This window comes from Ideonella sp., from assembly GCF_041918995.1.
Classification (GTDB): Bacteria; Pseudomonadota; Gammaproteobacteria; order Burkholderiales; family Burkholderiaceae_C; genus Ideonella.
In genome coordinates, this window is the sequence record NZ_JAYRUN010000002.1 from 35996 (window position 1) to 60635 (window position 24640).

At 72.4% G+C, this 24640-nt stretch carries 24 protein-coding genes; 17 read left to right on the forward strand and 7 right to left on the reverse strand.

Annotated elements, in window-relative coordinates; translation table 11 throughout:
- Window positions 1–9 precede the first annotated feature (9 nt).
- Window positions 10–957 carry a Gfo/Idh/MocA family oxidoreductase gene (locus tag ACE3UN_RS01950; RefSeq protein WP_374673225.1) on the forward strand — a complete coding sequence of 316 codons (948 nt, stop codon included), beginning with the start codon at window positions 10–12 and terminating at the stop codon, window positions 955–957.
- A 14-nt stretch (window positions 958–971) separates the two neighbouring features.
- Window positions 972–1985: an aldo/keto reductase gene (locus ACE3UN_RS01955; RefSeq protein ID WP_374673226.1), complete on the forward strand. Its 1014-nt coding sequence runs from the start codon at window positions 972–974 to the stop codon at window positions 1983–1985.
- A 723-nt stretch (window positions 1986–2708) separates the two neighbouring features.
- Here ACE3UN_RS01955 and ACE3UN_RS01960 read toward each other — a convergent pair.
- Entirely contained in the window at window positions 2709–4025 is a 1317-nt protein-coding gene (locus ACE3UN_RS01960) for an esterase-like activity of phytase family protein (RefSeq protein ID WP_374673227.1), read from the reverse strand.
- Window positions 4026–4122: 97 nt separating this feature from the next.
- On the opposite strand from ACE3UN_RS01960, the gene ACE3UN_RS01965 reads away from it, so the two are divergent.
- Window positions 4123–4767 carry a DUF599 domain-containing protein gene (locus ACE3UN_RS01965; RefSeq protein ID WP_374673228.1) on the forward strand — a complete coding sequence of 215 codons (645 nt, stop codon included), beginning with the start codon at window positions 4123–4125 and terminating at the stop codon, window positions 4765–4767.
- Window positions 4768–4791: 24 nt separating this feature from the next.
- Here the strand turns inward: ACE3UN_RS01965 and ACE3UN_RS01970 are convergent, their stop codons facing one another.
- Window positions 4792–5691, reverse strand: a complete 900-nt coding sequence (locus tag ACE3UN_RS01970; RefSeq protein ID WP_374673229.1) for a LysR family transcriptional regulator — start codon at window positions 5689–5691, stop codon at window positions 4792–4794.
- A gap of 111 nt (window positions 5692–5802) precedes the next feature.
- Here ACE3UN_RS01970 and ACE3UN_RS01975 point away from each other — a divergent pair, with 111 nt between their 5' ends.
- The 5 genes from ACE3UN_RS01975 to ACE3UN_RS01995 all read left to right on the forward strand — a co-directional run bounded on the left by ACE3UN_RS01975 (window position 5803) and on the right by ACE3UN_RS01995 (window position 8634).
- Window positions 5803–6150 carry a protocatechuate 4,5-dioxygenase subunit alpha gene (locus ACE3UN_RS01975; RefSeq protein ID WP_374673230.1) on the forward strand — a complete coding sequence of 116 codons (348 nt, stop codon included), beginning with the start codon at window positions 5803–5805 and terminating at the stop codon, window positions 6148–6150.
- A gap of 31 nt (window positions 6151–6181) precedes the next feature.
- Window positions 6182–7048 carry a class III extradiol dioxygenase family protein gene (locus ACE3UN_RS01980; RefSeq protein ID WP_374673231.1) on the forward strand — a complete coding sequence of 289 codons (867 nt, stop codon included), beginning with the start codon at window positions 6182–6184 and terminating at the stop codon, window positions 7046–7048.
- 129 nt (window positions 7049–7177) lie between these two features.
- Window positions 7178–7672, forward strand: a complete 495-nt coding sequence (locus ACE3UN_RS01985) for a DUF2938 family protein (protein ID WP_374673232.1) — start codon at window positions 7178–7180, stop codon at window positions 7670–7672.
- A 117-nt stretch (window positions 7673–7789) separates the two neighbouring features.
- On the forward strand, window positions 7790–8401 hold the full coding sequence (locus ACE3UN_RS01990) for a flavodoxin family protein (protein ID WP_374673233.1): 612 nt from the start codon (window positions 7790–7792) through the stop codon (window positions 8399–8401).
- Entirely contained in the window at window positions 8398–8634 is a 237-nt protein-coding gene (locus ACE3UN_RS01995) for a DUF2798 domain-containing protein (protein WP_374673234.1), read from the forward strand. The genes ACE3UN_RS01990 and ACE3UN_RS01995 overlap by 4 nt, the downstream gene beginning before the upstream one ends.
- Window positions 8635–8662: 28 nt before the next feature.
- Here ACE3UN_RS01995 and ACE3UN_RS02000 read toward each other — a convergent pair whose 3' ends face one another.
- A complete protein-coding gene (locus ACE3UN_RS02000; protein WP_374673445.1) occupies window positions 8663–9127 on the reverse strand; it encodes a helix-turn-helix domain-containing protein in 465 nt (154 codons plus the stop codon).
- A gap of 90 nt (window positions 9128–9217) precedes the next feature.
- Here ACE3UN_RS02000 and ACE3UN_RS02005 point away from each other — a divergent pair, with 90 nt between their 5' ends.
- Window positions 9218–9703, forward strand: coding sequence for a DUF6622 family protein (locus tag ACE3UN_RS02005; RefSeq protein WP_374673235.1), 486 nt, complete (start codon window positions 9218–9220; stop codon window positions 9701–9703).
- A gap of 66 nt (window positions 9704–9769) precedes the next feature.
- Here ACE3UN_RS02005 and ACE3UN_RS02010 read toward each other — a convergent pair whose 3' ends face one another.
- The 3 genes from ACE3UN_RS02010 to ACE3UN_RS02020 all read right to left on the reverse strand — a co-directional run bounded on the left by ACE3UN_RS02010 (window position 9770) and on the right by ACE3UN_RS02020 (window position 13912).
- Window positions 9770–11329, reverse strand: coding sequence for a S8 family serine peptidase (locus ACE3UN_RS02010; protein WP_374673236.1), 1560 nt, complete (start codon window positions 11327–11329; stop codon window positions 9770–9772).
- Window positions 11330–11531: 202 nt separating this feature from the next.
- Entirely contained in the window at window positions 11532–12287 is a 756-nt protein-coding gene (locus ACE3UN_RS02015) for an alpha/beta fold hydrolase (RefSeq protein WP_374673446.1), read from the reverse strand.
- Between the two features lie 53 nt (window positions 12288–12340).
- A complete protein-coding gene (locus tag ACE3UN_RS02020; RefSeq protein ID WP_374673237.1) occupies window positions 12341–13912 on the reverse strand; it encodes a benzoate-CoA ligase family protein in 1572 nt (523 codons plus the stop codon).
- A gap of 86 nt (window positions 13913–13998) precedes the next feature.
- Here ACE3UN_RS02020 and ACE3UN_RS02025 point away from each other — a divergent pair, with 86 nt between their 5' ends.
- The 8 genes from ACE3UN_RS02025 to ACE3UN_RS02060 all read left to right on the forward strand — a co-directional run bounded on the left by ACE3UN_RS02025 (window position 13999) and on the right by ACE3UN_RS02060 (window position 23022).
- The gene (locus ACE3UN_RS02025) at window positions 13999–14946 is read left to right on the forward strand and encodes a helix-turn-helix transcriptional regulator (RefSeq protein ID WP_374673238.1); all 948 of its coding nucleotides are present in this window, start codon (window positions 13999–14001) and stop codon (window positions 14944–14946) included.
- A gap of 117 nt (window positions 14947–15063) precedes the next feature.
- On the forward strand, window positions 15064–16740 hold the full coding sequence (boxC, locus tag ACE3UN_RS02030) for a 2,3-epoxybenzoyl-CoA dihydrolase (protein WP_374673239.1): 1677 nt from the start codon (window positions 15064–15066) through the stop codon (window positions 16738–16740).
- A 37-nt stretch (window positions 16741–16777) separates the two neighbouring features.
- Window positions 16778–18205 (forward strand): benzoyl-CoA 2,3-epoxidase subunit BoxB, encoded by a 1428-nt coding sequence (boxB, locus tag ACE3UN_RS02035; protein ID WP_374673240.1) that lies wholly within the window; start codon window positions 16778–16780, stop codon window positions 18203–18205.
- Between the two features lie 25 nt (window positions 18206–18230).
- A complete protein-coding gene (gene boxA / locus ACE3UN_RS02040; protein WP_374673241.1) occupies window positions 18231–19538 on the forward strand; it encodes a benzoyl-CoA 2,3-epoxidase subunit BoxA in 1308 nt (435 codons plus the stop codon).
- Between the two features lie 100 nt (window positions 19539–19638).
- Window positions 19639–21066 carry a hypothetical protein gene (locus ACE3UN_RS02045; RefSeq protein WP_374673242.1) on the forward strand — a complete coding sequence of 476 codons (1428 nt, stop codon included), beginning with the start codon at window positions 19639–19641 and terminating at the stop codon, window positions 21064–21066.
- Between the two features lie 51 nt (window positions 21067–21117).
- A complete protein-coding gene (locus ACE3UN_RS02050; protein WP_374673243.1) occupies window positions 21118–21741 on the forward strand; it encodes a DUF4142 domain-containing protein in 624 nt (207 codons plus the stop codon).
- A gap of 31 nt (window positions 21742–21772) precedes the next feature.
- The gene (locus ACE3UN_RS02055) at window positions 21773–22681 is read left to right on the forward strand and encodes a GDSL-type esterase/lipase family protein (protein ID WP_374673244.1); all 909 of its coding nucleotides are present in this window, start codon (window positions 21773–21775) and stop codon (window positions 22679–22681) included.
- Window positions 22682–22692: 11 nt separating this feature from the next.
- A complete protein-coding gene (locus tag ACE3UN_RS02060) occupies window positions 22693–23022 on the forward strand; it encodes a thioredoxin family protein (protein WP_374673245.1) in 330 nt (109 codons plus the stop codon).
- A gap of 13 nt (window positions 23023–23035) precedes the next feature.
- On the opposite strand, the gene ACE3UN_RS02065 is transcribed toward ACE3UN_RS02060, so the two are convergent.
- Window positions 23036–24565 (reverse strand): acetyl-CoA hydrolase/transferase family protein, encoded by a 1530-nt coding sequence (locus ACE3UN_RS02065; protein WP_374673246.1) that lies wholly within the window; start codon window positions 24563–24565, stop codon window positions 23036–23038.
- Window positions 24566–24640 lie beyond the last annotated feature (75 nt).

Here is a 24640-nt window from a genome sequence, read left to right on the forward strand (position 1 = left end):
GGAGACCCCATGAAAGTCGCCCTCGCCGGTGCCGGCGCCTTCGGCATCAAGCACCTGGACGGCATCCGCCACATCGACGGCGTCGAGGTCGTCTCCCTCATCAGCCGGGACCTGGACAAGACGCGCGAGGTGGCCGCCAGGTACGGCATCGGCCACGTCACCACCGAGCTGGACGAGGCCCTGGCCCGGCCGGAGGTGGACGCCGTCATCCTGTGCACGCCCACGCAGATGCATGCCGCCCAGGCCATCGCCTGCCTGAAGGCCGGCAAGCACGTGCAGGTGGAGATCCCGCTGTGCGACGTGCTGGCCGACGGGCGCGAGGTGGTGCAGCTGCAGCGCGAGACCGGGCTCGTGGCCATGTGCGGCCACACCCGGCGCTTCAACCCCAGCCACCAGTACGTGCACAAGAAGGTCGCCGCGGGCGAGTTCGCCATCCAGCAGATGGACGTGCAGACCTACTTCTTCCGGCGCACCAACATGAACGCGCTGGGCCAGCCGCGCAGCTGGACGGACCACCTGCTGTGGCACCACGCCGCGCACACGGTGGACCTGTTCGCCTACCAGTGCGGCAGCCCCATCGTGCAGGCCAACGCGATCCAGGGCCCCATCCACCCCACGCTGGGCATCGCGATGGACATGTCCATCCAGCTCAAGGCGGCCAACGGGGCGATCTGCACGCTGTCGCTGAGCTTCAACAACGACGGGCCGCTGGGCACCTTCTTCCGCTACATCGGCGACACCGCCACCTACATCGCCCGCTACGACGACCTCTACACCGGCAAGGACGAGCAGATCGACGTGTCGGCGGTGGACGTGTCGATGAACGGCATCGAGCTGCAGGACCGCGAGTTCTTCGCCGCCATCCGCGAGCGGCGCGAGCCCAACGCCAGCGTGGCGCAGGTGCTGCCCTGCTACGAAGTGCTGCACGCGCTGGAGCAGCAGCTCCAGCGGGGCTGACCGGCATGGCGGCCGTGCCCACCTCCCTCGGCGCCCCGCGCGCCCTCGGGCCCTGGCGCGTCGCGCCCGTGGCCCTGGGCTGCATGAACCTCAGCCACGCCTATGGCCAGCCGCCGTCGTTCGAGCAGGCCAGCGCGCTGCTGCGCCATGCGCTGGACCGTGGCGTGACGCTGTTCGACACCGCGGCGCTCTACGGCTTCGGGGCGAACGAGGACCTGTTCGGCCGCGTCCTGGGGCCGCACCGCCGCGAGTTCGTGCTGGCCAGCAAATGCGGCATGACGGGCGTGCCCGGCGAGGGCGGCATCAAGCGGGTGATCGACGGCCGCCCCGAGACGATCAAGCGCACCTGCGACGCATCGCTCCAGCGCCTGCGCACCGACGTGATCGACCTGTACTACCTGCACCGCTGGGACAAGGCGGTGCCCATCGAGGACTCGGTGGGTGCGCTCGCCGACCTGGTGCGCGCCGGCAAGGTGCGCACGATCGGCCTGTCGGAGGTCTCGGCCGCCACGCTGCGGCGCGCGCACGCGGTGCACCCGATCACCGCCGTGCAGTCCGAGTACTCGCTGTGGACGCGCAACCCGGAGATCGCCGTTCTGGATGCCTGCCGCGAGCTGGGCACCGCGTTCGTGGCCTTCAGCCCGCTGGCGCGCGGCTTCCTGCCCGGCACGCTGCGTGACGTGTCGGCGCTCGACGCCAAGGACATCCGCCGCGCCATGCCGCGCTTCGCCCCCGCCGCCTACGCGCACAACCTGTCCCTGGCCGACGCCCTGGGCGCGCTGGCCGCCGAGGCCGGCTGCACCCCGGCCCAGCTGGCCCTGGCCTGGGTGCTCGCGCAAGGCGAACACATCATCGCCCTGCCGGGCACCACCCGCATCGACCACCTGGACGACGACCTGGGCGCCGGTGCGCTGCCACTCCCAGCCGAGCTGCTCGCGCGCGCCGCCGCACTGTTCGCCCCGGGGCGCGTGCAGGGTGCGCGCTACCACCCCGCCACCCAGGCCGAGATCGACACCGAGGAGTACTGACGCTGCCCGGCGCCCGGCGCCGTGGCAGCCTGGTATGAGTGCCAGCGATCGGCGCGACGGTCGTCGCGCGGCACCCCCGACACCGACCCCGCCGGGCTCATTCGTCCGCGCCCTCGGCCTGGCGGCCGACGGTCCGCTGCGATGCTCGGCCAGCCGGCACGCCGCCGAACTCGCTGCGCGGGCTGCCGCCCGCTGCGCTCAGACACCGGACGGCGAGTCAGAGGACGAAGCGCGCCGCAACGGCGCGCTGCCGGCCGTCCTGCGCTTCTCGCCGCTCCCCAAATCGCCCGGCGGGGCCGGTGTCGGGGGTGCCGGAGCTGCGTCGGCGCAGCGGCAAGGGAGGGCCAGGGCCTCGTGAAAGGACGAGCCGCTCACCCGCCCGCGCCGGTGCCCGCCCCGGGTGGCGATTTCGGCAGCGCCGAGAAGCGCAGGCTGCGGGTCGGCGCGCCAAGGGCGCGCCTTGTGAACTGACTCGCGGCGACTGTCCGAGCGCAGCGAACGCCAGTGAGCGAAGCGAGTTGAGCCGCGCGACCCGCGGCCGAGCATCGCAGGGCACCCTCGGCCGCGAGGCCGAGGGCGCGGACGCATGAGCCGCCCGGGGCGGGTGCCGGTGGGGGCCTGCTCCACCTGGGCGACGAGGGCCTTCGACAAGCTCAGGCCGAACGGAATGGGGGCGCCCTGGCCGGACGCAGCGGTCAGGCTGCGGACGGTCAGGGCGCCAACTCAACGCAGCGCCACCTCGCTCTTCACCGGCAGCGGCTGGTCCAGCGTCAGGCGCAGGAACTCGGTGCGGTCGGGCACGCCGGCGTCGCGGCTGCTGCCGGGGTAGTTGTTGTCGTTGATCACCAGGATCGTGCGCTCGTCCAGCACCAGCACGTCCTCGATGGTCACCCACGGGAAGGTGAACGTCGACTGGCCGTCCTGGTTCAGGTCGTCGGGGTCGGCGATGGCCATCAGGTCCACCACCTCGGTCTTGCGCACGTAGCCCGCGTCGTCGCGGTCGTTCAGGTCGATCAGGAAGACCTTCTTGAAGCGCGGCTCCTCGGTGCCGTTGCGCTCGATCACCAGGAACTGGTGGTTGTTCACCGCCGTCATGTCGCCGATGGCCGTGCCCTGCGGCTCCAGGCGGTACAGCCAGTGGCGCCCGGTGTAATGCGCCGTGGGGATGTCGAAGGCGTTGATGCGCAGGGTGCCCGGGGCGTCGCCGGTCACGGTGCCCTCCAGCAGCGTGAACAGCAGGTTGCCCGCGGCGTTGATCGCCATGCCCTCGAAGCCCTTGGAGCGGCCCAGCGTGGGCGTGCCGCCGTCCAGGTGCGGGTTGTCCGGCGACTGCACGCCCGGCATCGGCACCTCGGCGCGCAGCACCTTGCCGTTGGCGTTGGCCTGCACCAGGAAGGGCCCGAACTCGTCGCCGAACCACAGCCGGCCCTTGCGGTCCATGCGCACCGACTCGATGTCCAGGTCGCCGCCCGTCAGCAGCCGGCGCTTGGCGATGGCGCGGTCCACCGGGATGTCGGCGCTGCCCGGGCCGCTGCCGGCGTAGGGGTAGGTGGCCGCGTCGGCCACCAGGCCGAAGCCGAGGCGGTGGTCGGTGTCGTGCAGGGTGATGAAGCTGCGCTCGTCGAAGGCCGGCAGCGCGAAGCCGGTATGCCGGTCGGCCGCGTGCACCACGCCGGCGCCGACCAACGAGCCGCCTTCCACACGGCGGAAGTCAGGCGTCACGGTGTACAGGCGCAGCAGCGCGTCGGGCGAGTTCGCCTTGGTGCCGAAGCCGTTGTCGGGCATGACGCGGAAGCTTCCCTCCACCGGGCCGGGCAGCACGGCGGAGAAGCCCTGCACCGGCTGGCGGTCCACCAGGGGCAGCGTCACGCCGTTGGCGCCGCTCGCGAACTGGCCGGACGTGGGCCCGGGCGCGAAGGTGTCGGCGGGCATCACGGCAAAGCCGCTGAGCGTGCCGGCGGCGATGGCGGGCAGTGCCACCAGCGCGGCGGCCAGGGCGGCGGTGGCGGCGGCCACCGGGCGGAGGGAGGGTCGGGTCATGCGCATCCTCGGGCGTGTGATCGAAGTGCGCGCATGCTGGCCAGCGGCCGTGACAGGCGCATGAACCCTGCGCCGGGCCACGCCTATCATCCGCCGCATGAACACCTGGTGGTCCTGGGGCGGCTTCATGCTCAGCGTGGCCCTGCTCGTCGGCTACGAGTGGCGCGTGCACCACGTCGGCCGGCAGCAGCCCGAGAAGCTCGCCCGCTACGCCAACGCGCGGCTGCGCATGCACTGGGTCCGGGCGCTGGGCGACCAGCCCGGTTTCGAAATCGTGGCGGTGCAGTCGCTGCGCAACTCGCTGATGGCCGCGTCCATCTCGGCGTCCACCGCCGCGCTGGCGGTGATGGGCGCGCTCAGCATGGTGGGTGCCTCGCTGGTGGCCAACCTGGCGCGCTGGTCCACCGAGCACACCCTGCACACGGTGCTGCAGGCGGTGCTGGTGGCCACGCTGTTCGCGTCCTACGTGTGCTCGGCCCTGTCCACGCGGCACTACAGCCACGCCAGCTTCATCATGTCCATGCCGGTGGGGCACCCCGAGCGCCAGGCGCTCAACCCCACCGCGGCGCGGCACGTGCGCCGCGCCGGGCTGATGTACAGCTGGGGCCTGCGCCTGTTCCTGATGGTGCTGCCGCTGGTGGCAGGCATCGTGCACCCGCTGGCCATGCTGCCCGCCACCGCGCTGCTCATCGTGGGCCTGGTGCTGTTCGACCAGCCGGCCCACGACGCCGAGGTGGACTGAGGGGTCTGGCCCTCGGCCGACGCGTCACAGCGCGGCCGCCACCTCCATCAGCTGCCCGCGCAGCCACTGCATCGCCGGGTCGGCATGCTGGCGCGTGTGCCAGGCCAGGTACATGGGCAGCGGCGGCGTGGGCCGCGGCACCGGTGCGCAGCCCAGGCCGCGCAGCACGCCACCGGCCAGCCGGGATGGCATCGTGGCCAGCCAGGGCCCCCCGTGCAGGAGGGCGGCCACCCCGGCGAAGCCCGGCACCGTGGCCACCAGCCGGCGCGCCACGCCCTGCGCAGCCAGCCAGTCGTCGATCTCCAGGGCCCGGCGCGGCTGCTCGTACTGCACGCTCACGTGCTCGCTGCGCAGGTAATCGGCCATGTCGGCAGGCGGCGGGCGCACGGCGGCGTCGAAGAACACCGCATGGCGGTCCTCGAACAGGCGCCGGTGCACGATGTCGCCGGCCTCGGGCGGGCGCGGGGTGAGCAGCAGGTCACAGCCGCCGTCGCGCAGCAGCTCGGCGCGCGGTGCGCCGGAGGGGATGACGCGCAGCGTGACCCCCGGCGCCGCGCTGCGTACCCGGCGCAGCCAGGCGGGCAGCAGCAGGTCGCGCTGCAGGTCGTTGGCGGCCACGGTGACACAGGCGGCCAGCCTCGCGGGCTCGAACCCGGGCGCCGCCGCGAAGCCGCGCAGGCCGTCCAGCAGCGCCTCGGCGCGGCCCGCGAGCTCGGCCGCGCGCGGCGTGGCCGCGATGCCCCGGCCGCTGCGCACGAACAGCGCGTCGCCCGTGAGCGCGCGCAGCCGGTCCAGGCCGTGGCTCACCGCGGACTGGCTCAGCCCCAGGCGCTCCGCCGCCCGGGTGACCGAGCCGGTGTCGTGCACCGCCACCAGCAGCGCCAGCAGGTGGCCGTCCAGGTCCAATGCATCGATGCCGTTCATGGATGGCATGAGTATGGGCCGCTTCCTTCGCCGGCGAGCGCTTTGCACACTCGACAACCGGGCGGCCACCGCCCGGCCTTGATGCACGACAAGCTTCCCCAGGAGACACCCATGCCCCCGACGCCGCGGCCCATCCCGGGCACCACGCTGTTCGACGGCACCCAGGCCCGCAAGGGCTATGCCCTGAACCGCATGTGCTACTCGTTCAACAGCGCCGCGAACCGCGCCGAGTTCCAGCGCGATGAGGCGGCCTGCTGCGCGCGCTTCGGCCTCACGCCCGCGCAGACGCGCGCCATCCGCGAGCGCGACGTGGCCGGCCTCATCGCCGAGGGCGGCAACGTCTACTACCTGGCCAAGTTCGCCGGCATCCTGGGCCTGGACGTGCAGGACCTGGGCGCCTTGCAGACCGGCATGAGCAAGGACGCCTTCAAGGCCATGCTGCTCGCGCACGCCAACTGATCCCGCCACACCCCCGCCCGGAGCAGTCCCCATGGCAACCCTCGTCGGTGGCATCACCACCTCCCATGTGCCGGCCATCGGCCGCGCGATCGCCCAGGGCCTGCAGGACGAGCCCTACTGGAAGCCCTTCTTCGACGGCTTCGTGCCGGTGCGGCGCTGGCTGCACGACACCGCGCGTCCCGACGTGGTCGTCGTCATCTACAACGACCACGGGCTGAACTTCTTCCTCGACAAGATGCCCACCTTCGCGGTGGGCGCGGCACCCGAGTACCTGAATGCCGACGAGGGCTGGGGCATCCCCCAGGTGCCCGCCTTCCGCGGCGAGCAGGACCTGTCCTGGCACCTGATCGAATCGCTGGTCGCCGACGAGTTCGACCTCACGACCTGCCAGGAGATGGTGGTGGACCATGCGTTCACCCTGCCCATGGCCCTGCTGTGGCCGGACCAGGCCTGGCCGGTGCGCGTGGTGCCGGTGTGCATCAACACCGTGCAGCTGCCGCTGCCGAGCGCCCGGCGCTGCCACGCGCTGGGCGAGGCCATCGGACGCGCGGTGCGTGCCTGGCGCGCCGACCAGCGGGTGCTCGTGCTGGGCACGGGCGGGCTGTCGCACCAGCTGGACGGGCCGCGCGCGGGCTTCATCAACAAGGCCTTCGACCTGCGCTTCATGGACAGCCTGGTGACGGAGCCGCGCTGGGCGACCCAGTACAGCACCCATGAGCTGGTGGAACACGCCGGCACCCAGGGCGTGGAGCTGCTCATGTGGCTGGCCACGCGCGCAGCGCTGGGCGAGCAGGTGCGGGAGGTGCACCGCAATTACCACATCCCCATCTCGAACACGGCCTCGGGCCTGATGGTGCTGGAGCCGGTGGCGGCGCAGACGGCGCTCCACCCCGCCTGACACCCACGGCGCCGACCGGCAGGGCTTGCCCCTGCCGTTGGTCGGGCTTCTTCGACGGACGGCTTGACTTGAAGTTGACTTCAACTTCTACAGTTCGGCCACGGATCCCACCCCGTCAAAGGAGCCCCCATGAACACCCTGCCGCCCCTGCTGGCCGCCGTCCTCATCGGCATCGGCGCCACCGCCCTGCTGGACCTGTGGCTGGCCGCACTGAAGCGGGTGGGCGTGCCCACCGGGAGCTTCGCCCTCATCGGTCGCTGGGTGGCCCACATGGGCCGCGGCCGGTTCCGCCACGCGGCCATCGCCCGCGCCGAACCGGTGGACCATGAGCTCGCGCTGGGCTGGGCCACGCACTACGCCGTTGGCATCGCCTTCGCCGCCGCGCTGGTGGCCATGCAGGGCACCGACTGGCTCCAGGCACCCCGGTTCCTGCCCGCCTTCCTCACGGGCGTCGCCACGGTGGCCATGCCGCTGCTGGTGATGCAGCCGGCGATGGGCCAGGGCGTCGCCGCCTCCCGCACAGCCACGCCCCTCAAGAACTGCGCGCGCAGCCTGGCCAACCATGCGGTGTTCGGCATGGGCCTGTACCTGAGCGCCCTCGTGCTCTCGCGCGTCCTGCCCTGACCGGCGGCCGGGGCTCGCCCGGCCGTGCCCTGGCCCTGGATCGCCTCGCATCGCCCGGATTTCCCGATGACGAGCCCCCACCCGTTCGGAAGTCCGCCCCCTCACCGGAGAACCCCCATGCAACTCGCCATCGTCTACCACAGCGCCCACGGGCACACCGAGCACATCGCACGCCAGGTGCTCGAAGGCGCGCAGCAGGTCCCCGGCGTGCAGGCACACCTCGTGCGGGCCGAGGACATCGGCACGCGGCCCGACGACCTCGTCGCGTACGACGGGATCGTCCTGGGCTCGCCCACCTACCTGGGCGGGGTGTCCGCGCCGTTCAAGTCCTTCATGGACGCCACCGGCCGCCTCTGGCGTACGCAGGCGCTCAAGGGCAAGCTGGCCGCCGGCTTCACGGTGTCGTCCCTGCCAGCGGGCGACAAGCAGTCCACGCTGATGTCCATGTTCGTCTTCGCCATGCAGCACGGCATGCTGTGGGTGGGCAACCCCATCCTCCCCGAGCAGCACAGCGGCGTGCCCTACGACGAAGCAGCCAACCGCCTGGGCTCCTGGTCCGGCCTGATGGCCCAGGCGGGGCATTCGGCTCCGGCCGATGAATTTGCGCCGGGCGACGTGCGCACCGCGCGCCTGTTCGGCCGCACCGTGGCACGCACGCTGCTGCGCGTGAATGCCACGCCGCTGTCAGCGTCGGCGGCGGCGGCGGCGTCGGCATCGGTGGAGGCATGAGTGCCATGATCGCCCGCCGCTATGCGCCCCTGCTGTTCGGCCTGATCCTGTCCGGGCTGATGTCGCTGCTGGTCTCCGGCATTGCCACGTACCGCGCCACCGGCCTCGGGCCCGGCTTCGCGGGCCTGTGGGCCTCGGGCTGGCTCACCGCCTGGCTGGTGGCCTTTCCCGTCGTGCTGGTCGTGGCACCACTCACGCGCCGTGCCGTCGATGCCCTGCTGGCTCCGGACTGAGCGCTGCCGCCGGCCGCCCCGCCTGCGCTCATCCCGGCCGGCGTGCGCGCGCGCGTGGCGCCGTGGCCGGGCCAGCCGCGGCAGACGCCTCCCGCTGCCGGCTCTGCAGCGCACCGGCGGCCGCCGCCGACAGCAGCCGCTGGAACGACGGGCAGGCGGCATGGCTGGCCGCCGGACACACCACCGCATGCCGCAGGCCGCGCACCATCGCCCGCAGGCGCCGGGCGGTCGCTTCCAGCTCGTCGGCCTTGGCCGCCAGCCGCGCCCGGTCGATGTCCGGTTCCCCGTCCGGTGTCAGCATCGCGCGGATCTCGTCCAGCGAGAACCCCGCCGCCTGACCCAGTGCGATGAGGGCCAGCTGGTCCAGCACCGCGGGCGCGAACTTGCGGCGCGCTCCGTCCGACGCCAGCGAACGGATCAGGCCCTTGCGCTCGTAGTACCGCAGCGCCGAGGCGGCCACCCCGGACCTCCTGGCAACGTCGGCGATGTCCAAGGCCATGGCAATCCCTTGACTTGAAGTCCACTTCAAGTTGCATGATGGCTGTCGGCAGAGTCGGCGTCAAACTCGACGAAGGAGATCGAAATGCTCTCGCATGTGCCCGCCTGGGTCTACGGTGTGCTGCTCGCGCTGCTGGCGCTGGGCCTGTTGTTCAGCCGTCCCCGGGCCGTGCGCCCCGTGGTGCCGGCGCTGACGGCGCTGGGGTTCGGGGCCTACTCGCTGTACGGGGTGATCAGCTCGTTCGGCGCGTCGCCCGGGAGCCTCGTGCCTTGGGCGCTCGGCCTCGTGGCCAGCATGGTGGGCAGCCGCCCCTGGGTGGGCCCTGTGGGCATGTCGCGCGTGCCCGGCTCGTCACGGGTGCTCGTGCCCGGCAGCTGGCTGCCGCTGGCCCTGATGATGGGCATCTTCGCGCTGAAGTTCTTCGTCGGCATCGTGCACGGCGCGCGCCTGCCGCTGGGCGCACTGGCCGGGTTTGGTCCGGCCGTGAGCCTGGTGCTCGGCCTGTGCAGCGGCGTGTTCATGGCCCGCGCGCTCAACGTCCGTCGCTTCGTGCAGGTGCGGTCGCCGTGAAAGGCAGACGGGGCCCCGTGGGGCCCCGTCGTCTTGCCGCAGGCAGCGCGAGGCTGCCGTCGGTCGTCAGTTGCCGCAGCCCTGCGCGGTGATGCGCTTCTTCGCGGCCAGGGCCTGCACCAGGCCGTAGCCGGTCTTGCTGTCGCGGCCGGCCACGTCCAGGTCCTTGGCAGACTTGTTCAGCGACTGGCGGATCTGCTCGCCGGTGCAGGTGGGGAAGTAGCTCCACACCAGGGCGGCGACGGCCGACACGTGCGGCGTGGCCATCGAGGTGCCGTCGTAGTAGGCGTAGTTCGTGGTCTCGACCGCCACGGCGGCGCTCTGGCCCAGCTTGGTCAGCATGTCGGCACCTTCGGTGTCGGACGCGGTGACCGACGGGATGGTGGTGGCCACGCCGTTCAGCGTGCCGGCGAAGCCGCCCGCCACGTTGTTGTAGACCACGGCGCCCACGCCGCCGGAGTTCTGGCAGTTCAGCACCTTGTCGGAGAAGGCGATGTTGCCGCGCTGGATCAGGCACACCTTGCCGGCCACCGAGGTGTCGATGGTCTCACCCAGGCCGAAGTCGGCCAGGGGGGCGGTGGTGCTGGCCACCGGGGAGCCGTCCATGGCGCCGGGGGCGTAGGTGGTGCCACCCACGGTCAGGGCCGGGGCCGAGCCGGTGCCCATGGGCACGGACGACAGCACGCCGACGCCCGGGCCGGCGATCTCGACGTCCTTGTTGCGCTGCGAGAAGCTCGCCCAGGCCGCGTTCTCGTCCACGGCGGCCACGGACATCACCGCGGCGTAGCCGGCGGGGTACGAGGTCATCGTGTTGCCGCCGTTGCCGGCCGCGGCGATGGACAGGATGCCGGCAGCCTGCAGGCTGTCGAACGTGGCGCGCTCGCTGGCGTTGGGCAGCGGGCCGCCCAGGGACATGCTGATCACGTTGGCGCCGGCGGCCTGGCACTTCTTGGCCGCGGCCGACAGGGTGGACGAGTAGGCCCAGCCGTCCGCACCGAACACCTTGACGATGTGCAGCTTGATCTTCTTGTTCGGCAGCACGCCCACCACGCCCTTGTCGGCCTGGTTGACGGCGGCGATGGTGCCGGCCACGTGCGTGCCATGGTGCGATTCGTCGGTGCTCCACAGGCCGGCGCCGCCCGGATCGTCTTCGCCGGCGACGGTGTCGACGCCCGGCAGGTCCTCATGGCCCAGGGCGTAGCCCGAGTCGATGATGCAGATCTTGCGGTTGGCGGCGTTGGTGTCCTTTACCTTGTCGGCCTGCACCTGCTTGATGCCGTAGGGCACCAGCTGGCCGAGCTTGTAGGGCTTGCCGGTGGACGGGGTGGTCAGGGCCAGCGGGTAGCGCTTGCCGTCTTCCTCCACCAGCTCCACGGCGGCGTGCTTGGCCAGGGCCTGGGCAGCGGCCTTGGGCAGCTCGACGGCGACGTTGCGGCCGTCGATTTCCACCTTGATGCGGCCGCCGAAGTTGGCGATGGCGGCACGGGCCATCTTCGCCGCCTGCTCGCCCGACTTGAAGGTCACGATCACACGGGTGGTGTCGGCAGCGGCCTGCGCGCCCATCATGGCGAAGGCCAGGCCCAGGCCGGCGACCAGCTGGGTGACCGGGAAGCTCGTCTTGTTCATCAATCGCTCCGAAATGGATTGCCACCGCGGGCGGCGCCGGGCAGGCAGGTGTCAGTGAAGGAAGAGGCCCGCAGTGTGCGGCCGGCGGCCGGCGTTGCCCATCACAAAAGCTTCAACGATCCTCACGCCCGCGGCCGGGGGGGGCCCGCGCCGTGTGACGGAGTGCGCAGCGGGATGAGCGCCCGGCCCGCCGCAAGGCCGCTCAGGCGCGCGTGGCGAGGAAGTGCCGGACGGCGTCGGTCAGCCGCCCGGGCTGGTCACGGTGCGGCGAATGGCCGCAATCGGGCAGTTCCAGCACCTCGGTGCCCGGCACCTGGCGCGCGATGCCCTGCACCTGCTCCAGGCTGCCGTATTCATCGTCGCGACCCTGCACCGCCAGCACCGGGCAGCGGATGGACGCGAGTTCGCCGGTGATGGACCAGCCGCGGAAGGCCGGATCCAGCCAGATGTCGTTCCAGCCCCAGAAGGCCGAGTCCGGGTCGTCGTGGTGGCGCGCCAGGCGCTCGCGCAAGGGGCCGGCACGGTAGGCCTCGCGCGCCTGGGCGATGCTGCGCATGGACACGTCCTCCACCAGGATGTGCGGGGCCAGCACCACCAGCCCGGCCACGCGGCCCGGAAAGCGCGCGGCATGCAGCAGGGCGATGGAGCCGCCGTCGCTGTGGCCGAACAGCCAGGGCGGCTCGGCCACGGTGTCCACCTGCAGCGCGGCCAGCAGGGCCGGCAGCACCTCGTGGGCCTGGCGGTGCATAAAATTCGGCGCCCAGCGTTCGCCCGGCGCCCGCGGGGTCGAGCGGCCATAGCCGGGCCGCGAGTACAGCAGCCCGCGCCAGCCCAGGGCGTCCACCAGGCGCTGCGGAAAATCGCGCCACAGGGACACCGAGCCCAGGCCCTCGTGCAGGAACACCATGAGCGGCCGGTCGTGCCGCTCGGCGGCGAGCCAGCGGTACTCGATGTGCATGGGCCCGCCGCCGGCAGCGGCCAGGCCGGCCAGGGCCACGTGCTGCGTCGCCGTCACGCGGCCGCCGCGCGCTCCTGCTCGCGCAGGCGGAAGCGCTGGATCTTGCCCGTGGCCGTCTTGGGCAGTTCGTCCACGAAGGCGATCTGGCGCGGGTACTTGTACGGAGCCAGCCGGTCCTTCACGAAGGCCTTGAGCTCGGCATCGCTGGCCGTCTGGCCGGGCTTGAGCACCACGAAGGCCTTGGTGCGTGTGAGGCCGTCGGGGTCGGCCACGCCGATCACGGCCGCCTCCAGCACCGCGGGGTGCTGGGCGAGCGTGGATTCCACCTCGAAGGGCGAGACGTACATGCCGCTCACCTTGAGCATGTCGTCGCTGCGCCCGGCGTAGGTGTAGCTGCCGTCCGGGTGCCGCAGGTACTTGTCGCCGGTGCGCGTCCAGTCGCCCTGGAAGGTCTCGCGCGAGCGGTCGCGCTGGCCCCAGTACATCAGTGCCGCACTCGGGCCGCGCACGTACAGGTCGCCGGTCTCGCCGTCGGCCACGGGCTGGCCGTCGTCGCCGCGCAGCGCGATGTCGTAGCCGGGCACCGGCCAGCCGGTGGTGCCGTAGCGCACCCCGCCCGGGCGGTTGCTCAGGTAGATGTGCAGCATCTCGGTGGAGCCGATGCCGTCGACGATCTCGCAGCCGAAGTGCGCCGTGAAGCGCTCGCCCAGCTCGGCCGGCAGCGCCTCGCCGGCCGACGAGCACAGGCGCAGGGCCACCTCGCCGCGCGCCGGCAGCCCGGGCGCCGCCAGCATGCCGGCATAGCCGGTGGGCGCCCCGAAGAACACCGTGGGCCTCACGCCGCCCACCTCGCCGCGCCAGCGCCGGAACACCGCCTCCGGCGTGGGCCGCTCGGCCATCAGCAGCGTGGTGGCCCCCACGCTCAAGGGGAAGGTGAGCCCGTTGCCCAGCCCGTAGGCGAAGAACAGCTTGGCGGCGGAGAAGCACACGTCCTCGCCGGTCAGGCCCAGCACGCCTCGGCCGTAGAGCTCGGCCGTCCACCACGGGTTGGCATGCGTGTGCACCGTGCCCTTGGGCCGGCCGGTGGAGCCTGAGGAGTAGAGCCAGAACGCGGGCTCGTCGGCGCCCGTGTCGGCCGGTGCCTGCAGCGGCGCATGGCGCTCCAGCACCTCGTCGAAGGCCATGGAGCCCGCCACCGCCCCCTGGGGCCCGCGCGAGACCACCACCGCGCGCAGGGCCACCTCGGCCTGTGCCATGGCCGCCTGCAGCACCGGCCACAGCGGCGCCGACACCAGCGCGGCGTGCGCCCGGCTGTGGCGCAGCATGTAGGCATAGTCGTCGGCGGTGAGCAGCGTGTTCACGGCCACCGGCACCAGGCCGGCGTACAGCGCACCCAGGAAGGCCACCGGCCAGTCGGTGGTGTCGTGCATCAGCAGCAGCACGCGCTGCTCGGGCTGCAGCCCCTGCGCGAGCAGCCCGGCTGCCAGGCGGCGGCTGCGCGTCTCCAGCGCGGCGTAGCTGAGCGCGCCCTGGTCGTCGATGAAGGCGCTGCGGCTGCCATGGCCGGCGTTCAGGCCGAACAGGTGCTGCGCGAAGTTCAGGCGCGGTCCGGGGCCGGTGGGCATCGCTGTCTCCTTTGACCTGCCCGGCTTGCACCGGGGGGTGGGATGCACTATTGTGCTTGCAGGCACTCTAGATCCGGCCCCGGACCATGTCAAGCACTATATTGCATCCCTCCGCCGCCACCGACGCCGATGGCGCCGCGCCCCCCGGCAGCGAGGACAAGCACCCCTTCCTGGTGGCGCTGGGCGAGCGTGTGCGCGCGCTGCGCGCCCGCCGCGGCATGACGCGCAAGGCCGTGGCCGCCGCCGCCGAGGTGTCCGAGCGGCACCTGGCCAACCTGGAATACGGCACCGGCAACGCCTCCATCCTGGTGCTGCTGCAGGTGGCGCAGGCCCTGCAGTGCCCACTGGCGGAACTGATCGGCGACGTCACCACGTCCTCGCCCGAATGGCTGCTGATCCGCGAGATGCTGGAGCACCGCGACGAGCCCAGCCTGCACCGGGTGCGCCTGGCCATCGGCGAGCTGCTGGGCACGGGCGCCAGTGCGCAGCGGGCCGACGGCGAGCGGCCGCCGCGCGTGGCGCTGGTGGGCCTGCGCGGCGCCGGCAAGTCGACGCTCGGCCAGATGCTGGCCGACGACCTGGCCTTTCCCTTCGTGGAGCTGAGCCGGGAGATCGAGAAGTTCGCCGGCTGCAGCATCTCCGAGATCCAGGCCCTGTACGGGCAGAACGCCTACCGGCGCTACGAGCGACGGGCGCTGGAGGAGGCGATCCAGATCTACCCCGAGGCGGTGATCGCCACGCCCGGCGGGCTGGTGTCGGACGCGGCCACCTTCAACCTGCTGCTGTCGCACTGCACCACCGTGTGGCTGCAGGCGGAGCCCGAAGACCACATGCGGCGCGTGCAGGCCCAGGGCGACCTGCGGCCGATGGCCGCCAGCCGCGAGGCCATGGACGACCTCAAGCGCATCCTGGCAGGCCGGGCGGCCTTCTACTCCAAGGCCGACTACCGGGTGGACACCAGCGCGCACACCCTGGAGGCCACCTTCGCCGCCTTGCGGCGCGTGGTCCGCGAGGCGCTGCGCCTGGCGCCCTGATCCCCCAGCGCACTCCGGGGCACACGCATGCAGTAAACTGCTTGCGTGCGGAACAGCGATGCACTATGCTGCGTCTCATGGCGGCACCGGTGCCGTGCCGCCCCAAGGAGACCGCGCATGAGCCTGTCCGCCCCGCCCGTCGACCCGCCCCGTGTCGATTACCAGACCGACCCGTCCCGCTACCGCCACTGGCAGCTGCGCGTGGAAGGGGCCGTGGCCACGCTGGCCTGCGACATCGACGAGAACGGCGGCATCGCGCCCGGCTACAAGCTCAAGCTCAACAGCTACGACCTGGGCGTCGACATCGAGCTGCACGACGCGGTGAACCGCATCCGCTTCGAGCACCCTCAGGTGCGCACCGTGGTGGTCACCAGTGCCCGCGACCGCGTCTTCTGCTCGGGCGCCAACATCTTCATGCTCGGCGTGTCCAGCCACGCCTGGAAGGTGAACTTCTGCAAGTTCACCAACGAGACGCGCAACGGCTTCGAGGACTCCTCGGCGCAGTCGGGCCTGAAGTTCCTGGCCGCCGTGAACGGCGCCTGCGCCGGCGGCGGCTACGAGCTGGCCCTGGCCTGCGACGAGATCATCCTGGTGGACGACCGCTCCAGCGCCGTCAGCCTGCCCGAGGTGCCGCTGCTGGGCGTGCTGCCCGGCACCGGCGGCCTCACCCGCCTGACCGACAAGCGCCGCGTGCGGCACGACCTGGCCGACATCTTCTGCACCACCACCGAGGGCGTGCGCGGCCAGAAGGCCAAGGCCTGGCGCCTGGTGGATGAGGTGGTCAAGCCCGCCCAGTTCGCCGCCCGCGTGCAGGAGCGCGCGCTGCAGCTGGCCGCCACCAGCGACCGGCCCACCGGAGCGCGCGGCGTGCCGCTCACCCCGCTGGAGCGCCGCATCGAGCCCGACGCGCTGCACTACCGCCATGTCAGCGTGACCATGGACCGCGCGCGCCGCACCGCCACCTTCGTGGTGCGTGCCCCGGCGGGGTCCCAGCCGGCCGACGTCGCCGGCATCGAGGCCGCCGGCGCCGCCTGGTACCCGCTGCAGATGGCACGCGAGCTGGACGACGCCATCCTGTCCATGCGCACCAACGAAGGCGAGCTGGGCACCTGGCTGCTCACCACGCAGGGCGACCCCGCCGCCGTGCAGGCCATGGACGCCACGCTGCGCGCGCACGGCGGCCACTGGCTGGTGCGCGAGACGGTGGGCCTGCTGCGCCGCACGCTGGCGCGGCTGGACGTGTCCTCGCGCACGCTGTTCGCCCTCATCGAGCCGGGCTCCTGCTTCACCGGCACGCTGCTGGAGCTGGCGCTGGCCGCCGACCGCAGCTACATGCTGGTGCTGCCCGACGCACCCGAGCGCGCCCCGCGCCTGGCCGTGGACGAGGTGAACTTCGGCCTGTACCCCCTGGCCACCGGGCAGAGCCGCCTGGCGCGGCGCTTCTACGGCGAGGCCGAGGCCCTGGACGCCGTGCGGGCCCGCCTGGGCGAGCCGCTGGACGGCGACGCCGCGCTGGCGCTGGGCCTGGTCACCAGCGCGCCCGACGACATCGACTGGCCGGACGAGACGCGCATCGCCATCGAGGAACGCGTGGCCATGAGCCCGGACGCGCTCACCGGCCTGGAGGCCAACCTGCGCTTCAACGGGCCCGAGACCATGTGGACCCGCATCTTCGGCCGGCTCACCGCCTGGCAGAACTGGATCTTCCAGCGCCCCAACGCCGTGGGCGACAAGGGCGCCCTGAAGGTCTACGGCACCGGCGACAAGCCCGGCTTCGGCTGGCAGCGCGTCTGACCCCCGCCCGGCGCCCCACACGAGACGAAGGACAGCCATGAGCAGCATCGACTACAGCGAGAAGATCCCCAACAACGTCAACCTGGCCGAGGACCGCACGCTCAAGCGCGCGCTCGAGCAGTGGCAGCCCAACTATCTGGACTGGTGGGCCGACATGGGGCCGGACGGCTCGCAGAACTTCGACGTCTACCTGCGCACCGCCATCAGCGTGGACCCGCAGGGCTGGGCCCAGTTCGGGCACGTGAAGATGCCCGACTACCGCTGGGGCATCTTCCTGAACCCGGCCGAGAAGGACCGCAAGATCCACTTCGGCGACCACAAGGGCGAGGACGCCTGGCAGGACGTGCCCGGCGAGTACCGCGCCAACCTGCGCCGCATCATCGTCACCCAGGGAGACACCGAGCCGGCCAGCGTGGAGCAGCAGCGCCACCTGGGCCTCACGGCGCCCAGCCAGTACGACCTGCGCAACCTGTTCCAGGTGAACGTGGAGGAAGGCCGCCACCTGTGGGCCATGGTGTACCTGCTGCACAAGTACTTCGGCCGCGACGGCCGCGAGGAAGGCGAGGCGCTGCTCGAGCGCCGCAGCGGCCAGCAGGACAACCCGCGCATCCTGCAGGCCTTCAACGAGCCCACGCCCGACTGGCTGAGCTTCTTCATGTTCACCTACTTCACCGACCGCGACGGCAAGTTCCAGCTGTGCGCGCTGGCGGAGAGCAGCTTCGACCCCCTGGCGCGCACGACCAAGTTCATGCTCACCGAGGAGGCCCACCACATGTTCGTGGGCGAGTCGGGCGTGAGCCGCGTCATCCAGCGCACCTGCCAGGTGATGAACGAGCTCAAGACGGACGACCCGGCCCGCCTGCGCGCCGCGGGCGTGATCGACCTGCCCACGCTGCAGCGCTACCTGAACTTCCACTTCTCGGTGACGATCGACCTGTTCGGCGCCGACCAGTCCAGCAACGCCGCCACCTTCTACTCCACCGGCCTGAAGGGCCGCTTCGAGGAAGGCAAGCGCACCGACGACCACCAGCTGCGCGGCCAGAGCTACCGCGTGCTCGACCTGCAGGGCGGGCAGCTGGTGGACAAGGAAGTGCCCATGCTGAACGCGCTCAACGAGGTGCTGCGCGACGACTACATCAAGGATTCCATCGCCGGCGTCGAGCGCTGGAACAAGGTCATCGAGAAGGCCGGCATCCCCTTCCGCCTGAAGACCCCGCACAAGGCCTTCCACCGCAGCATCGGCACGCTGGCCGGCGCCAAGGTGTCCCCCGAGGGCCAGGTCGTGTCCGAGGCGGAATGGGCCGCGCGCGTGGACGACTGGCTGCCCTCGGCCGCCGACCGCGCCTTCGTCGCCAGCCTGATGGGCCGCGTGGTCGAGCCCGGCAGGTTCGCGCACTGGATCGCCCCGCCGGTGATGGGCATCAACCGCCAGCCGGTGGACTTCGAATACGTCCGGTTCAACTGACGCGCACCGACGCCGCCCCGTCGCCATGGACATCGCCCCGACCGTGATCCGGCAGCACCTGATCGACCCGGAGATCTGCATCCGGTGCAACACCTGCGAGGCGACCTGCCCCGTGGGGGCGATCACCCACGACGAGCGCAACTACGTGGTGGACGCGGCACGCTGCGACGCGTGCATGGCCTGCGTGCCGCCCTGCCCCACCGGGTCCATCGACAACTGGCGCACCATGCCGCGCCAGGCGGCGTACAGCGTGCAGGATCAGCTCGGCTGGGACGCCCTGCCGCCGGAGCTGACGCCGCTGCAGCTGGCCAGCGCCGCGGGCGCGGCGGAGCCGGCCGGCGGCGACCCCGTGGACGCCCCGGGGGCGGCAGCCCGGGTGGCGCCTGCGCCGGCGGCCGCCCCCAGCGACGGCGCGCCCGAGGCCACGCCGCACGCCAGTTGGGGCTCTTCCGTGCCGCCGTGGTCGGCCGCCCACCCGTACGTCAACCTCTACGGCCCGCGGGCGGCCGAGCGCTCGGTCACTGCCACGGTGGCGGGCAACGTGCGCGTCACCGACGCCGGCACGGCCTACGACACCCACCACATCGTGCTCGACTTCGGCGCCCTGCCGTTCCCGGTGCTGGAGGGCCAGTCCATCGGCATCCTGCCGCCGGGCACCGACGCGGCCGGCCGCCCCCACCATGCCCGCCAGTACTCCGTGGCCAGCCCGCGCAACGGCGAGCGCCCCGGCTACAACAACGTGTCGCTCACCGTGAAGCGTGTGCTGCAGGATCACCACGGCCGCCCCGTGCGCGGCGTGGCCAGCAACCACCTGTGCGACCTGCGCGTGGGCCAGACGGTGGAGGTCATCGGCCCGTTCGGCACCAGCTTCCTGATGCCCAACCACCCGCGCAGCCACCTGGTGATGATCTGCACGGGGACCGGCTCCGCGCCCATGCGTGCCATGACGGAGTGGCGACGCCGGCTGCGCCGCTCGGGCAAGTTCGACGGGGGTCGCCTGCTGCTGTTCTTCGGCGCCCGCACCCACCAGGAGCTGCCGTACTTCGGCCCGCTGCAAAACTTGCCGAAGGATTTCATCGACCTCCACTTCGCCTTCAGCCGCACGCCCGGCGCCCCACGGCGCTACGTGCAGGACCTGATGCGCGAGCAGGCCGCGGAGCTCGCCCCGCTGCTGGCCGACCCGAACGCCTACTTCTACGTGTGTGGCCTGAAGGCCATGGAAGAGGGCGTGGTGCAGGCGCTGAAGGACATCGCGCAGCAGGCCGGGCTGGACTGGACGGCCACCGCGTCCGCGCTGCGCCAGCAGGGGCGCCTGCACCTCGAGACCTACTGAGGCCGCGCGGCCGCGGCCCGCGCGGGCGCGGGTCTGACGCGCCGACTGAACGGCACGCGCCTTGCCCGCCGGGGCGACCCCCGCCGAGCAGGAGACGCCCATGCCCCGCCTCGCCCCCACCGCCGCTGCGTGCGCCGGTGCCGCGCTGTTCGCCTCCAGCCTCGTGCTGAGCGTGGCCGTCACGGCCGACCCGCTGCCCATCGACCCGCTGCCCGCCGACCTGACCTACCGCCCGCTGCCCACGCAGCCGTTCTCGGTGGTGAAGGCGCAGGACGAGGCCATGAAGCCGCAGGTGATGCAGCGGCAGGCCGGCCTGCTGGCCAGCCGTTACGACCTGGCCAACCGCCCGCTGCCGGGCGTGATGATGTCCGGCGGGCGCAAGCCCGTGCAGGGCGGTGTGCGCGTCAAGCTGCCCGCCGGCGTCACCTGGGACACGCTGGGCCGCCTGAGCCCGCAGGAGATCCTGCAGCGCAACCTGCTGCCCGACGGCTTCAAGCCGCTGCCGCATGTGAAGCAGGCCTCGGGCGGCCAGGTGTTCCCGCAGCGGCAGATCGACGAGATCGCCCGCCTGGAGCAGCGTGACCTGCGGCGCTTCGACGTGGACTTCGACCTGCCCGACCACCTCACGCCGGAGTTCCCGCCGCCCATCTTCCTGCAGACGCAGCCGCACCTGGGCGATGTGTCGCGCGGGCAGCTGCTGAGCCTGCGCAACTTCTACGCGCTGATGAACGGGCTGGTGACGCCGGTGCAGATGGAGGGCCTGCGGCTGCTGCTCACGCCCTTCCCGCAGGAGGAGTTCAACCTCACCGAGGACCGCAAGGTGGCGCTGCCCAGCCAGGGCGTGGCCTGCCTGGATTGCCACGCCAACTTCCACAGCAACGCCGCCTTCCACCTGACGCCGGACGTGCGGCCGCAGGCCGCGCGCTTCCGGCTGGACAGCACCAGCCTGCGCGGCATGTTCGCCCAGCAGATCCACGGCTCCAAGCGCTCGCTGCGCTCGGTGGAGGACTTCACCGAGTTCGAGCAGCGCACCGCCTACTTCAACGGCGACCACGTCAGTGCCACGCGCAAGGGACCGAACCTGCCCGACCGCACCAACCAGGTGGCGATGATGGCGCAGATGCAGAACATCATCGACTTCCCGCCCGCGCCCAAGCTGGACCCGCTCGGCCGGCTCGACCCGGCCCGCGCCACGCCCCTGGAGCTGGCCGGCGAGAAGCTGTTCCTGGGCAAGGCCCAATGCGCCCAGTGCCATGTGCCGCAGAACGCGTTCATGGACCAGACGATGCACGACCTGAAGCTGGAGCGCTTCTACCGCGTGGGCCGCACACAGAACGACTTCATCGAGCTGCCCGATGGCCCGATCAAGACGATGACGCTGCGCGGCATCAAGGACTCGCCGCCCTACCTGCACGACGGGCGGCTGCCCACGCTGCACGACACGGTGGAGTTCTTCAACCTGGTGCTGGGCACGCGCCTGAGCGGCCAGGAGAAGGAGGCGCTGGTCGCCTACCTGCTCACGCTGTGAGCCGCCCTGTCCGCCTTTGTCCGCCCTCCCGCCCGCCGCCAAGGAGCCGCCATGTCGCCCACCCCCGCCTCGCTGCTGGCCGCCGCCCTGGCGCTGGCGCTGCCCGCCCACGCCCAGCAGGGCAACCCCGGCGGCATGACGCCCGCCGTGCCGCTGGCCGCGCCCGGCACCCCGGCGCCGGGCCAGCCCAACCTCACCGACCGGCTGTTCGTGCACCTCATGGCCACGGGCGGCATGGCCGAGGTGGAGACCGCCAGGCTCGCGGACGCGCGCGCGTCTGCCGCTCCGGTGCGCGCGTTCGCGCGCCGCATGCTGCAGGACCACCCGCCGGTGAACGAGCAGCTCGCGGCGCTGGCGCGCGACGACCAGATCGCCTGGCCGCCACGGCCCGCCCCCGACCACGGGGCCACGCTGGCGCACCTGCAGTCGCTGCAGGGCGCCGACTTCGACCGCGCGTACGTGCAGACGCAGGTCGCCGAGCACCAGAAGGCCGCCCAGCTGCTGGCCTACGAGATCGGGCAGGGCCAGGACGCGCGGCTGCAGCGCCTGGCCGCCGCCACGTTGCCAGCCGTGCTGGACCACCTGCGCCACCTGCAGCACCTGGCCGGCGAGCTCTCGGGCGCCGGCCCGCAGGGGCTGGCCGCGGCCGCCGCCCCGCCCCGACGGGCACCGTGATTGCCCAGGGCACGGCAGACCACCTTCTGCCATGCACCCCCTGCTGCTGCCCATCGCCCTGCGCCTGCTGACCCGCCGCCCCGTCACCCGGGTGCTGGCGCGTGTGGGCACCGGCGTGGCCGCGGCGGCCGGCGTGGCGATGGTCGCCCTGACCGCCGAGCAGGTATGGCGCGTGTGGCGTGCCTGGCAGGGCGTGGACAGCGGCCCGCGCGCCCAGCCCTATCAGTACCGGGCGGCACGGCCGCGCCGCCGCGTGCTGGTGGTGGGCGACAGCACGGGCGTGGGCATCGGCGCCGAGCGCCGCACGGAGTCCATCGGCGCGCTGGTGCGCGCGGCCTGCCAGGGCGCCGAGCTGGTGAACCTGAGCGTGTCGGGCGCCTGCCTGGGCGACGTGCCGGCCCAGCTCGAGCGCCTGGGACCGCTGGACCGCCGCTTCGACATCGTGCTGCTGCACTGCGGCGGCAACGACGTCATGCGCACGCCGAACCTGGGCTCCATCGAGGCCACCGCCGACGCACTGCTGCCGCGCCTGCACGCCGTGGGCAAGCGCGTGGTGTGGCTGGGGCCGGTGGACGTGGGGCTGGCACCGCTGTTCCGGCCGCCCTTCAGCTGGTGGCTGTCACACCGCAGCCGGCAGGCGGCCGCCCTGTTCCAGCGCGCCGCGCGGCGCCACGGCGTCGAGTACGTGGGCTTCCACGGCAGCCGCCACAGCCATGTGCTCACGCGCGAGCGAGCCCAGTTCTTCTCCGCCGACGGCATCCATCCCAGCGGCCACGGCTACCGCTACGCTTATGGCTGGCTCGCGCGCTCCGGCGCGCTGGGCCACGCGATGGCGGACGTGCAGGCCGGCCCGGCCCACCCGCCCACCCTCACTCCTCCCCTCAGCCCGCCCCTGACGGCGCCCGTGCCCGCTGCCGCGCCACTGCGGCACGCGGCCTGACCCCTCCCGCCATGGCCTTCACCACCCAGTTCACCACCCCCGAACCCAGCCGCGCCGAGGTCGACGCCTGGCGGGGCCTCAGCGTCATCGAGTTCGGCACCGGCTGGTGCGGCCACTGCCAGCGCGCGCAGCCGTTGATCGAAGGCGCCCTGTCGCCGCACGAGCCGCTGCGCCATGTGAAGGTGGAGGACGGCAAGGGCCGCCCGCTGGGCCGCTCGTTCGGCGTCAAGCTGTGGCCCACGCTCGTGTTCCTGCAGGACGGGCGCGAGGTGGAGCGCCTGGTGAGGCCGCAGACCGGCTCGGAGATCGCCGAGGCCCTGGCGCGCGCCATCGCGGCCTGAGCCTCGCAGGCCCTCAGGCGCGCATGCTGCCCGTGCGCTCGTAGCGCTCGTGCCACGACAGCGCCTCGGCCAGCAGGTGCGGCGTGTGCAGCCCGCCCTGGCCACGCCGGCCCGCCGCCTCGGCGCGCTCGATGTAGTCCTGCAGCGCGGGCCGGAAGTCGGGGTGGGCGCAGCGGTCCACCACCACGCGGGCCCGTGCCCGCGGCGACAGGCCGCGCAGGTCCGCCAGCCCCTGCTCGGTGACGATCACCTGCACGTCGTGCTCGGTGTGGTCCACATGGCTGGCCATGGGCACGATGCACGAGATGCGGCCGGCCTTGGCGGTGGACGCGGTCATGAAGATGGACAGGTAGGCGTTGCGGGCGAAGTCGCCCGAGCCGCCGATGCCGTTCATGATGCGCGTGCCCATCACGTGCGTGGAGTTCACGTTGCCGTACAGGTCCGCCTCGATCATGCCGTTCATGGCGATGATGCCCAGGCGGCGGATCAGCTCGGGGTGGTTCGAGATCTCCTGCGGCCGCAGCACGATGCGCTCGCGGTAGAAGGGCAGGTGCGCCAGGAACTCCTGCATCGCCTCGGGGCTGAGCGACAGCGCCGTGGCCGAGGCGTGCGCCAGGGTGCCCGACTTGAGCATGGCCAGCATGCCGTCCTGCAGCACCTCGGTGTAGGCCGACAGGTCGCGCCAGCCGCCACGGTCCAGCCCGGCGAGCACCGCATTGGCGGTGTTGCCCACGCCGGACTGGAAGGGCAGCAGGTTGGCCGGCAGGCGGCCGCGCTTCACCTCGTGCGACAGGAAGTCGAGGATGTGCTCCGCAATGCGCTCCGACACCGCATCCGGCGGCGCGAAGGCGGTGTTGCGGTCGGGCAGGTGCGTCTGCACCACCGCCACCACCTTGTCCGGGTCCACCCGCAGGTAGGGCTCGCCGATGCGGTCGCTGGCGGCGGTCATCGGGATGGGCAGGCGATGCGGCGGGCGCTCGGTGCCGTAGTAGATGTCGTGCATGCCCTCCAGCTCGGCCGGGTGCCAGCCGTTGACCTCCAGGATCACGCGGTCGGCCTGCTCCAGCCAGGTCTTGTTGTTGCCCACCGACGAGGCGGGTATGAGCAGGCCGTCCTCGCGCACGCCGGAGACTTCCACCACGGCCACGTCGAGCTTGCCGAGGAAGCCGAACCACACCAGCTGCGCCACGTGCGACAGGTGGATGTCCAGGTACTCCATCTCGCCGGCGTTGATGCGCTGGCGGCAGGTGGCGTCCGACTGGTAGGGCAGGCGCATCTCGATGCCCTCGGCCTTGGCCAGCGCACCGTCGAGCTCCGGCGCGGTGGACGCGCCCGTCCACACGCCCACGCGGAAGGGCTGCCCCGCTGCATGCGCGGCCTCGATGCGGCGGGCCAGCGCGCCCGGCACGACCTTGGGGTAGCCGGCCCCGGTGAAGCCGCTCATGCCCACGTGGTCCCCGTGGCGGATGAGGGCGGCGGCCGCATCGGCCGTGGTGATCTTCTGCTGCAGGCCAGGGTGCAGCACGCGGGACGGAAGGCTCAAGCAGGAACTCCGGTGGGGCGGCCACAGCGGGCCGGGCGGCGTCGGCGACGCCAGTCGGCCGCGATCTTAAGGGTT